The organism is Pseudomonas sivasensis, assembly GCF_052938085.1.
In genome coordinates, this window is record NZ_CP176442.1 from 2,434,242 (window position 1) to 2,445,243 (window position 11,002).

Below are 11,002 nucleotides of genomic sequence, written 5' to 3' on the forward strand. Positions count from 1 at the left end.
CATAGCTGCTCTTCGCACAAGAAAAAATGGCCAAATACAGGCGTAAAACAGCCACTAAACGCACGTTTGATTGGAGGGGCGACTGATACGCAGGAAATGACAGTGCGCCTTACGTTTTGGATTTGATTTTCTTTCTCTTTTCGTATTGTGGCGGCTCGAAGTTAGAGCCGTCAGTACTAACAACATTACATCCATAGAAATAGTCATCTTGGTAGTAATATTTGTTTTTTACTATTGCATCCAGGGCAAATCTAAAAACAAGTTGACGGGACGTATCACTCCAATCCTCTGAAATCAACGGCGCAGTTGATAACCAGTCATATATATATCTACACTCATCGAAAGGGAGTACATCCAAGAACATTGAGGTAGTCTTCCCTTCTGCAACATATTGATAGCGTTTGGTTTCCGAAACTTTATTATGCGCAGGATAACTGACCTGAGCGAACGGAGGGTAAAATGACAACTCGTCTGTAGCAACATCGCACAAAAATGGCATCTTGCGATCATAGTCAAACCTTTTAAGGTCCTTTAAAGACTCGGGCCAGTGAGCATCATCATGGCGAAGCGCATAGAAAACAGAAATTGCGTCAATTGCGGATTTTTTCTCGGTTGAGCCAGTAAGCTGTGATGCCCATCTATCATAAAACTTGAATCCAGGATTTGTTTTTGACCTTGCCCTACTGGGTGCCAGATTACATAGCGCTAAGGTGTATAGAATTGAGTGCAGGTATGAGCATTCCAAAGCCTCACCTCCTGTGCACTCGGGAAAATATTTTTCTTGAAAGGCGTTCAGTTCATGCTCTACCTCGGTATGATCGGCCTCCTCAGCGTCTGTATAGGAGCTCCCAAATTCTGGAAGCCTTGATGATATTTTGGCTAATTCATTAAGAATTTCCTCGCCAAGCTCATTCTGAGGGGTGATCATACTTTGACCGCGCTGATTGGCTGCATCAACGCAACTCACAAGCTCGCTACTTAGGGAAGAATTCACCCCCCGCACTGAAGGTGCAATTATCGCTGCGATATCCGCTATATGGCGGGTTATAAATGATCCATAGTAGGCATCAAAGTTCCGCCTTACTATATCAACAAAATTTTTGTGCGGAGGATAATAGTCATCATGCTCTTCTGGATCAATATCCTCAAGCATACTAGGGATCCAATATCCTTCTGCTTCAGCGCTATCGCTTGTTGACGAGTCCTCAGGAGAGTCTAGGAAAGATTTAGGATAGAGGTAGTTTGCAATCAAATTTGTATAGTTATTGCAGGCTGTCTCGTCATCTATGTCGGGCTTGCTAAAGTTTGTTATTAACACCCCCAGAGGTGCCAGCGCAGAGTGCTTGAATATATTGGAGAGAATTCTTGCTGTTTTTTGTTCATGGCTAGGTAAAGGTGCACAGGCATCATAATAAATAATATCAAATCTACGCGGAGAAGCCACAAAGTAATCTTCAATATTGGTATTCATCAGCTTTACCCCACGGAGAGGTGAGCACTTAAGGGTTGTGAGTGCCGAAGCAAAGACCCCCTCATCAAGCTCGAAAGCCCATATGTTTTCTGGGCGTACACCTAGCTCAGTAAGAATGGCAATGTCGTTGATCGGCTCAGGTCCTGCGAGATAGGCAACTGTAAGCTCTTCTGGTTTTCTCATTCCGATGGTTGACGAGCGAAATTTTCTCCATGATAGAACATCTTCGCTTTTGCATTTATTGGCTGCTCGAGAGTAGCTAGAGTCTGGCCCTGAAGACTTCAGCTTTTTGATTACTTTATTAATGTAATTATCCGGAGCAATAGTGCAGTCTTCACGTCTTACAGTCAATAATTCTACAGCATGGCTAATTGCTGCCTTTCGCGCAGCTTGCTTCGTTGGCTGGCTATAACTTATTGATGGTTCTTTTTTATCAAAACAAGTAGGCCCTGGGGTAGCTGGCATATGTTCTCCTGTTTGCTTTTAATTCGGCTGCCCGCCCTTTTTGAGCAATAGCTATCTCAGAAGCGGGCTGTAATATGATTCCAAAATTCAGGCGCATTCAGTCTAGCTGCTTTTACCGACTCATCCTTAGCCCGCTAAGGCTGCCAGCGCATATCTGGCAGTGTCGTGACTGCTGTCGAGCGGTCACGCGGACCTAGACGTACATGTGCCATAAATTTTTATCATTGAAAAGCTCAGGACGGTTATGCCGGCACTGGCCGCCTACTGACGCACACAGCGAAGGACTGCTATGGGTCGATATCAGCCCTTCACGAAAGGCAGAAATCGGCCAAAAGCGGCCCTTCGCAACAGGCATAAATCGGCCAGAAGCGGTCATTCAGACGCGTCTACCAAGTTGGCATTCAGAACGGCGCGACAGGCTAGAACCTACTATTCAGTGCAGTCGTCCTGTAAATCGCTCTTCAGGGGATCCGGCAGCTAAAACGGCTTCGGCTTTTATCAGCGTGCCATCGAAATCTGCCGGCTTATCCAGCCCTATCCGTGCGCTGGTGCAGTAAAGCGTTTCATAACCAAGTCCCGCTAACACCGGACAAGTGGTCTGAATACACGGGGAGTCGATCACGCTGTCAACTTTGCCGTCAGTCGCGTAACGCACGACTCTGCTACCGCCCCATTCCGCATTCCAGAGAAAGCCCTGCGCATCAATACAAGAACCGTCTGGAGCACCCTGACCGTTGACTGTAGTGAATACACGCTGGTTTTCTAGCGACGGGTAATCGCAGCAGAAAATGCATCCTTGCAGGGAGTCCGCGTAATACATGGTGGAACCGTCCGGGCTAAAACAGATGCTGTTCGGGATCGCCACTTCGGGAAGGTCCAGCGTTTCAGTCTTGAGCGTCGCGGCATTGAACCGGTGAAATCGCCCTATAGTTTGCACCGCCTCACCGGCATCCATAGTGCTAAACACAAAGTTGCCCATACGGTCGCAGCGGCCATCATTGACCCGGGTTCCGGGTACTCCAGGCGTGATGGTAATTTTGGTGAAGCGAAGAGTACTCAGGTTGTAATAACCTAGGCAGGAGGCCAATCCCATTAGCAATACGTCCGTATTGGTCGTAAGGGCGAACGACCCCAGCGGCTCGGGCACTCGCCAGTGCTGTACTTCACCGCTCACGGGGTCCAGAGCAAGCAGTTCGCAACCAGGGATATCGGTCCAGAACAGGCGTTCCGTTCTTTCACACCAGACAGGGCACTCGCCAAGAAGACTGGTGGTGCCGCTTAGGGTTTTAAACATGGTTGCGTCCTACGAAACAGGATGGGGCAAACAAGGCAGTCAGTTGGAGAAAAGCGCTGACCACCTGTCACCGAACAGGGCGATGGCCAGTCCTGCGAGCATCACCATCGACCCGGCCAACTTGATGAGAGACACCGGCCTTTCCGATGCCCCCATCAATCCGAAATGATCGATAACCAGTGAGGAGATAATCTGACCTGCGATAGCGAGGCCCAGCAGGGCTGACAGGCCGATTTTTGGCGCAAGCACCACATAACTAAGCAAGGCACCGGCACCCAGCAGACCGCCCAGCAGGCTCCACCAGGGCTGGGCAGGTATAGCCGCCAGTGAGGCCACTATCCCGCCACGCATCAATGAAAAGACGCCCAGGCACACCGCTCCGGCAGTAAATGAGAACAGCGCCGCCGCTACGGAATCTCCACCCACACCTTTAGCGAGTTGACCATTCAGCGTGGTCTGCAGGGTAATGCCAAGCCCCGCGGCGATGGCCAGCAGGTAGTAAGCTGCGTTCATTTCGCGCCTCCTTACTTGGCTGACTCAAGCGGCATGAATGTCTCGGCAAAAATATCCGGCTGGTAGCCTGCGGCAGCAAACAGATGCTCACGGGATTCGTCGATTGCTGCACGCAGCCTTTCGCTGTCCACGCCCAGCACCTTGCCGCCGCGCTTGACGATGCGCCCGCCAATCATGACCGTGTCGACATTGCTGCGTTCGGCCGCGTGTACCACGGTGCCGAATGCGTTACCCGACGGGTAAAGGTTGATGTCCTGCGCATTGATAAGGATCAGGTCGGCCTGTTTGCCGGGGGTCAGGGTGCCGACTTTGTCCTGCAATCCTGCACAGGTGGCGCCGTCAAGAGTGGCGGCTTTGAGCAGGCCATGAGCCGACAGGGTCACCGGATGATGCTCTGCGCCGCAGCAGCGCTGCTGGTGCATGCCCATGACGCGTTGCAGGTAGAACGCCACCCGCATCTCCATGAACATGTCACCGCTATAGGAGGTTTCGTTATCGACACTCAGCCCCGGGCTGATGCCGTGACGCTGGGCCGACTGCATGGCGAACATTCCATCTTCAATGCCGTAGTGGGCATCTGAACGCGGGCATACGTTGACCCGCACGCCAGCCTCGCGAATGATTTTCCAGCCGGCGTCCGGCAGCGCTGTGCAGTGGTTGAAGATGTTATCGGGGCGCAGCAGACCCTCGCGATGCAAACCCTCCAACTCAGCTGCCATGTCCCCGCCGAAGAATTCGGTAATGATAGGCAGCCCCAAGCGCCGGGCCTCAGCCCATAGCTCAGGCTCCAGCTGCGCCATTACCGCCAGCGAGAGCAGCGGGTTGTCACCGTTCTTGACGTATTTCCCCTGGAGACGCTCCAGGTTGCCGGGCCAGTGGGCTTTGTCCCACTCACCAGAAACTGGCGCACCGGAGGCGTGTACAGACCGGATACCAGCATCGAGCAGCGCCTCGACCGCGGCGTCGGAGTGCGCGCCGGTGCGGCTGTTGTGCGAGTTATCGACCACGGTCGTGATGCCCGCATCGATGCACCCCAATGCAGTCAGTAGATTGCCAATATACATGTCAGCCGGGCGATAGTATTGGGCGAACGAGAAGTGCGTTGCGTTGCAGTAGTCTTCCAGGGTTTCGGCATTCGGATTGATTCGACGCAGTTGGCCCTCCCAGGAGTGACGATGCGTATCGACCATGCCGGGCATGGCAATCATGCCGGATGCCTCGATAACCATAGCGTCGCCGGCCTCGATGTTTTCACCTATGGCCGTGATGGTGCTGCCTTCGATAAGGATATCGCCGCGCGCCAGATTGCCGATATCACCGTCCATGCTCAGCACAGTGGCGCCGCGGATAAGGGTGCGGGCGGCCTGAGCGGTCGGGGCCTGCACAATGCTGCGGTTATATTCAGCCATTTTCTGTACACCTCTTCAAATTTCGTTGGAAGCAATGTACGCAATGCGATACTGCGGGAAAAAGATGGTTAAACTGTTTTTATTATTCAATATCTACGAATAATAACGACTTTACCCGATCACTGCTTTGAGGCTGCTAACAGTCATGGACCGTATTCAAGCGATGCAGGTTTTCGTACGTGTGGCTGAAGCAGGAAGCTTTATCCAGGCGGCGCAGACGCTCTCTCTGCCGGCCTCCACAGTTACCAGCAGCGTTAAAAATCTTGAGAAGTACTTGCAGGTACGCCTGCTGAACAGAACAACGCGTCGGGTCAGCCTGACCTCTGAGGGCGCACAATATCTGGCGCAATGCCGGGAAATATTGGAGCTGATCGAACACACAGAGACCAGCCTGACGGATTCCGTAAAACGGCCACAGGGGCGTTTGCGTGTCGATATGCCGGGTGGCATTGCACACTTCATCGTCATGCCAAACCTGCAAGACTTCTACAGGCGCTACCCGGATATCTACCTGATGATAGGCGTCAACGATCGGCAGGTTGATCTGGTTCAAGAGGGTGTCGATTGCGTTATTCGTACAGGCGAGCTCGATGACTCAACGCTCGTTGCGCGCCCACTCGGTCGGTTTCGCTGGGTAACCTGTGCGTCTGCCGCCTATCTCGAAGAGAACGGCACTCCGCAAAATCCGCAAGATTTGTCTCACCACCGGGCCATCCATTACTTCTCGGGCCGCGCAAGGCAAGCAGGTGAAATGCGCTTTGCCCGTGGTACCGAAAAAATCTCAGTCCCGGTGAACGGCACAGCGGCCGTCAACGAGACTGGGCTTTACATCAAAATGTGCCTTGAAGGCTTCGGGCTGGTGCAGCTCGCTGAGAACGTGGTCAGCGAGCATCTGCGATAAGGGCGACTGGTCGAAGTGCTTGCTGACTGGCAGCCCGCATCGGTTCCTGTTCACCTGCTATACCCGCATCAGCGCTTTTTATCGCCAGCTGTGAGCGCATTCGCTGACTGGATTGCTGGGCTTGTTCGCGACGATGATTCAGCAGATTCAAGTTGAACGTTGCGCCCGGCCAGCATGCCGGTGAATGCTCCGGCTACGGAGATTGCGGCTGTGATCAGCAGCGGTCCTGTCCAGCCACCGGTCCAGTCGTGCAGTTGGCCCAGCAGCAAGGGGCCTGCGGCTGCCATCAGGTAGCCGACGCACTGCGCCATTCCTGAAAGTGCCGCCGTGTCACCGGCATTTTTTGTGCGCAAGCCGATGAAGGTCAGGCCGAGCATCATGCTGGCACCAGAGCCGAAGCCCAGGACCGCGGCCCACAACATGGCGTAGTCTGGCGCGTAAATGAGCCCGATCAGGGATGAGGCGGTTAACAGGCTGACGGTAGCGGCTGCCAGTTTCTGGTCTTTGAGACGACGAAGCGTGGCCGCCAGAATCAAGCCGGGAATGGCCGTCGTCAGTTGAAGCGTGCCGTGTACCGTGCCTGCTTGCTCCGGGGATATGCCATGGTCCATCAGAATGGTCGGCAGCCAGCCGACGGCGACATAAAAAGGCATCGCGTTCAGCCCCATGAACAGTGTGACCTGCCATGCCAGCGGCGAACGCCAGACGGCCACGGTTGGCGCTTGTTTCGGACCTGACAGATTTACGTGTTCGTGTTTTTTCAACTGCGGCAGCCACACCACCAGCGCCAACAACGGGGCTGCGACCAACAAACTCAGGGCAATCGGCCATCCCCATGATTGGGTCAGCGGAACTATTACGGCTGAACCGACAGCGCCCGCTGCACCCATGGTGATGGAATAAGCGCCGGTCATGGACGCCATTTTTGTCGAGAAGTCGCGTTTGATCAGGCCGGGCAGCAGCACGTTGCCCAGGGCGATCCCAGTGCCTATCAATATCGTACCGGCGTACAACACCCATGCGCTGCCTGCGGAGCGGAGCAGGATGCCCGCTGAAATGACCAACAGTGCACCGAAAAGCGTGCGCTCGATGCCGAACCTGCGGGCGACCGATGCGCTGAGCGGGGAGAAGGCTGCAAAGGCAAGTAATGGCAGTGAAGTAAGCAGGCCTAGAGCTGAGGCGCTCAAGCCAAAATCATTCTGGATCAGCGGCAAAACGGGCGCGATGCTGGTAAAGGGAACGCGCAGGTTCACGGCGATAAGCAGAATGCCTACGACGAGCGCGATGGCATGCCACTTGTTTTTTGTATCTGACATATTCTTTATCTGTCCTCTTAAAAGAAGACAACTGTAGAGAACTTCAGAACCGGCTAATATAGATATCAAGACACCTGATATCTAAATTATGCCAAGCTCAAAAAATGTCGTTTCCTCGCCGGAAGATTTCGATTCAGACCTTTTCGCCCAGGCAGCGATTGCCCTCAAGGTTGCGCCTGACCTCAATGATTCGGGTGCCCGTCCGCATGATCATCGCAAAGGCCAGCTCATCCTGTCTTTGCATGGCGCAGTGAGCTGTGAGGTGCAAAATGCACTCTGGCTTGTCCCTCCCCAGCACGCCGTATGGATCCCGGGCGGCACGCCGCACAGTTGCCGAGTGACCGAAAACGCCCGGACCTGCTTTCTGTTCGTTGAGCCCGGTGCGGCAGCCATGCCTGAAGAATGCTGCACGGTTGCCATTACGCCCCTTGTTCGGGAGATGGTCCTGCATCTCGCTGAACAGGAACCTGCTTACCATTCCGAGGGCAAGACAGCTCGGCTGGTTGCAGTGCTGCTTGAGCAGCTTTCCGATGCCCCGCTGAAAGAGCTGCATTTGCCGATATCAGACCACCCCAAGATCAAACAAATCGCGGATACGCTCTTCTCAGATCCAGGCGACCGAACCACGTTGCGCGAGTGGGCCACTCGGCTTGCAACCAGTGAACGAACGCTGGCCAGGCTTGTAGAAAGCACGACCGGGCTGAGCTTCGGACGCTGGCGTCAACAATTGCATTTGATGATCGCACTGAGTCATTTGGCGGAGGGGGTATCCGTGCAACGTGTGGCGGGCATCCTGGGATATGACTCTGTTAATGCATTCATCACTATGTTCAAGAAAGCACTGGGTAAACCGCCTACTCAGTATTTTTCCTCTCTGCGCTAGTGCTCTGCTGGCTGATACAAAGCGCCGAGGCTGTAGAACGATCTGTCTGCTATTGGCCGGGAGCTGCGGTACGCAACTGAAAGCTTCCGGCCCAAAAAAGCGGCTCCGAATCGCCGAATGAAGGCTAAGAAACCTGATCACCTATCACTATGATGGGTGCTCCGAAGGTTACATCAGATAGCCGAGTAGCCTCAGCTAATGCCCGTAAAGGGGCACGCAAATCGAAAAGTGTCAGTGGATTCAGTGGGCGGCATTGCAGCTCATACCCCCTCAAGGCCTGGCGTGAATCGCGATGAACGTCTGACCAGTCGTACGCGAAGAACCCACGTTTGGCAAATTCAACGAAAGCGTTTACGCCAGCCCTGGCAGTGACCCGATCTACATCGGACACCTCCGGCAATGAAAGGACAAATTCTTCGGAGTTTTCGACGGAGGGCATTGCGGAATCAGGAACCGGCCCTGGCCCCCCCGTAGTGAAGAGCGCAACCTGCCCGACGGCGTCGGTGGCGACCCATCCAACATCAAAGTCCTGGAGAACGAAGGGAGCCACCATTTGCACCTACTTTATAAAAAGGGACGAGTTGATTTCCTAACTCTACTTGCCAGCCCAGAGTGTGTAAAAGCGCGTCGGCAAACTCTTAAAGCGGGAAGAAATTCGACGAGTTCATTGCCCCAGCTTTAAACATCCGGTTCTGGCCGATTACTGCCCGCTACGACAGGCAGAAATCGGCCAATAGCGGAAAGTTGGTGACTAGAAAAGTCGAAAGCGGAACGAGCCATCGAGACTGCGGCGACTACGCCCTATCTATTCGCCCGGAGTAGCAACCCTGCTTGGCATTGTGAACGTGAATGTAACTAACCCCTGGATCAGCAAACATCCGAGTAACAACAGGTTCTATCGCTATTCCATCTACGACGTCGGCATTGAGCATCATCCCATCATCAGTGAATGCACGAAGTGATAGCAGACGGATTCGCATAGACTCGGGTATCTGATCGACTGCGTCATAAGCTTGCGTAGCCCACTCCCTTATGAAGATCGCATGTGAGGCACGGTATGGCGTCTCGGCTGGCTGAGAGAGATGGTTGAGTAAAAGCACACTCTGACCTAGCTCTGCATCCTTTATTTCGATACGGTCAGGAAAGCCTGGGTTGCTGTCGACCATGTAACGCTTTATCCCGAGAGATGCTAGCTCTTGGTCGGGCAATCCAAACAGTGACTGGAATGGCTCGGGGGAAAGGCCAGTTATACGAAACGCCATGGTTAAACTCCTATTAGTTGGAGTCGTATCAGGCTGGAATTCGTCCAGCACTTACTATCCGTTTCTTGCTGCCTTATTCAAGCTGACCGAGACCGACTGCTTAGGGTCGATAGCTGCCGGTGACGACTGGCAGTCATCGGCCAAAAGCATCCGGTCAGTCTGGTCCTAGCTGAGGAAGCTGACGCTTGGATCTGTCTATACAGCCATGGGCAGTTCATTATTTTGAGGGGGCCGAGCTTAAGTTTTGTGCAGCGGTGTGCCCAAAAGGTACTTTCAGCGGTTGGTATACCAATAGTTTATAAAACCAAAGTCTTCAACAAAATCGGTCAGAAGTGGGTATTCACTCTCGTGAAAGCGCTCTGGGGTGTTTACAGTTCGTCTGTCTAATAATTACCAAAGTTATTTTTTTTGCTGTGAAAACTGACTTGGCGATATGCCATGCCAGCGCTTGAATGCCTGGGAGAAACTTGACAGGTCGCTGAAACCTAAGCGTTCAGCGATCTCAGTCAGGTTGTGACCGTCCTTTAGCAGATTGATGGCGTTGCGACTGCGGACGTCGGCGAGCAGTTTTCGGAATGTTGTCCCTTCCTCTTTTAATCTGCGTTTGAGTGTGCGCGGGCTCACATGTAGTAGTTCGGAAATGCTGGATAGATCGGGCATGCCATTATCCGGGGTGTTCAGGTAGTGCTGCACCAATGCCGTCATCCCGGCGTGTGCGATGCGACGTTGCATCAGTTGCGTGCACATCTGTTCGCACATCGAAACAGTCACCGCGTTGGCTTGAGGTAAAGGGAGACTGAGAAAAGAGCGATTAAAGGCCAAGCTGTTGCTATTAGCCGCGTACGAAGGGGCACACCCCAGCACTTTCACATTGTCAGGGATAGGCGGCGGCTGCTTGCTCAGGCAGAAGCGTGATAACGAGAAGTCATTGCCGCCCAGTTCCTTTAGCAACAGCGCAGCCGCTGACATGTCGCGGGTCAATAGAAATTCGCGTAGGTCCGGTGCTAATCCTAGAACGGCAAAGGTCAGCACTCCTTCATCGCCTTGTTCCTCATAGGCGACCACCGTGAACGCGTAGGTCAACGGCAAAAAGCGCAGCGCCAGGGCCAGCGCATCGCCGACGGTTGCACTGCTAATCAGACCGTAACCGAATAGGCCGTAGGTCGAGAAGTGATAGCGCGTGCCGACTTCGAAACCTAGCCCCGCAGCATGGCCTGATAAACGCAACAGGTTTTCGGCAACGCGCAGCTCCTGGTCGGCAGTTAACTCCAAATTCGGATCGGTCAATTGAGCCAACGTCAGTCCCGAGCCGAGCAAAATCTTTTCAGCCCGAAAACCTTTTTCATCGCCGAACTCAACCATCAGCAAGGTACTGGTCGGACCCCGAAGAAAATTCCTAAAGCTCATACCGAGGTGCCTTCGATGAAAACATTGGCCCAAATAATAAAGTAGTTGTCCCGTTGCAGCATTCGGATCTTTAACAAGGCG

8 protein-coding genes and 1 pseudogene are annotated in these 11,002 nt (G+C 53.4%); 2 read left to right on the top strand and 7 right to left on the bottom strand.

Features of this window, described 5'->3' with window-relative positions; all coding sequences use genetic code 11:
• Positions 1-109: 109 nt before the first annotated feature.
• The 4 genes from ACKZ62_RS11355 to ACKZ62_RS11370 all read right to left on the bottom strand — a co-directional run bounded on the left by ACKZ62_RS11355 (position 110) and on the right by ACKZ62_RS11370 (position 5,152).
• Entirely contained in the window at positions 110-1,936 is a 1,827-nt protein-coding gene (locus tag ACKZ62_RS11355) for an SEN1985 family protein (protein WP_236171925.1), read from the bottom strand.
• A 433-nt stretch (positions 1,937-2,369) separates the two neighbouring features.
• A complete protein-coding gene (locus ACKZ62_RS11360; protein ID WP_065883888.1) occupies positions 2,370-3,230 on the bottom strand; it encodes an SMP-30/gluconolactonase/LRE family protein in 861 nt (286 codons plus the stop codon).
• A gap of 39 nt (positions 3,231-3,269) precedes the next feature.
• Positions 3,270-3,743, bottom strand: a complete 474-nt coding sequence (locus ACKZ62_RS11365; protein WP_015371102.1) for a DMT family transporter — start codon at positions 3,741-3,743, stop codon at positions 3,270-3,272.
• Between the two features lie 11 nt (positions 3,744-3,754).
• Positions 3,755-5,152: an amidohydrolase family protein gene (locus tag ACKZ62_RS11370; protein WP_447096679.1), complete on the bottom strand. Its 1,398-nt coding sequence runs from the start codon at positions 5,150-5,152 to the stop codon at positions 3,755-3,757.
• A gap of 163 nt (positions 5,153-5,315) precedes the next feature.
• Here ACKZ62_RS11370 and ACKZ62_RS11375 point away from each other — a divergent pair.
• A pseudogene (locus tag ACKZ62_RS11375) lies at positions 5,316-6,209 on the top strand (LysR substrate-binding domain-containing protein).
• On the opposite strand, the gene ACKZ62_RS11380 reads toward ACKZ62_RS11375, so the two are convergent.
• Positions 6,122-7,369 carry an MFS transporter gene (locus ACKZ62_RS11380; protein ID WP_447096680.1) on the bottom strand — a complete coding sequence of 416 codons (1,248 nt, stop codon included), beginning with the start codon at positions 7,367-7,369 and terminating at the stop codon, positions 6,122-6,124. The pseudogene ACKZ62_RS11375 and the gene ACKZ62_RS11380 sit on opposite strands and share 88 nt — an antisense overlap.
• An 88-nt stretch (positions 7,370-7,457) precedes the next feature.
• On the opposite strand from ACKZ62_RS11380, the gene ACKZ62_RS11385 reads away from it, so the two are divergent.
• The gene (locus tag ACKZ62_RS11385; protein WP_041931406.1) at positions 7,458-8,252 is read left to right on the top strand and encodes an AraC family transcriptional regulator; all 795 of its coding nucleotides are present in this window, start codon (positions 7,458-7,460) and stop codon (positions 8,250-8,252) included.
• Between the two features lie 794 nt (positions 8,253-9,046).
• On the opposite strand, the gene ACKZ62_RS11390 is transcribed toward ACKZ62_RS11385, so the two are convergent.
• The gene (locus tag ACKZ62_RS11390) at positions 9,047-9,514 is read right to left on the bottom strand and encodes a DUF1203 domain-containing protein (protein ID WP_003192632.1); all 468 of its coding nucleotides are present in this window, start codon (positions 9,512-9,514) and stop codon (positions 9,047-9,049) included.
• Between the two features lie 399 nt (positions 9,515-9,913).
• The gene (locus ACKZ62_RS11395; protein WP_015371097.1) at positions 9,914-10,921 is read right to left on the bottom strand and encodes an AraC family transcriptional regulator; all 1,008 of its coding nucleotides are present in this window, start codon (positions 10,919-10,921) and stop codon (positions 9,914-9,916) included.
• Positions 10,922-11,002 lie beyond the last annotated feature (81 nt).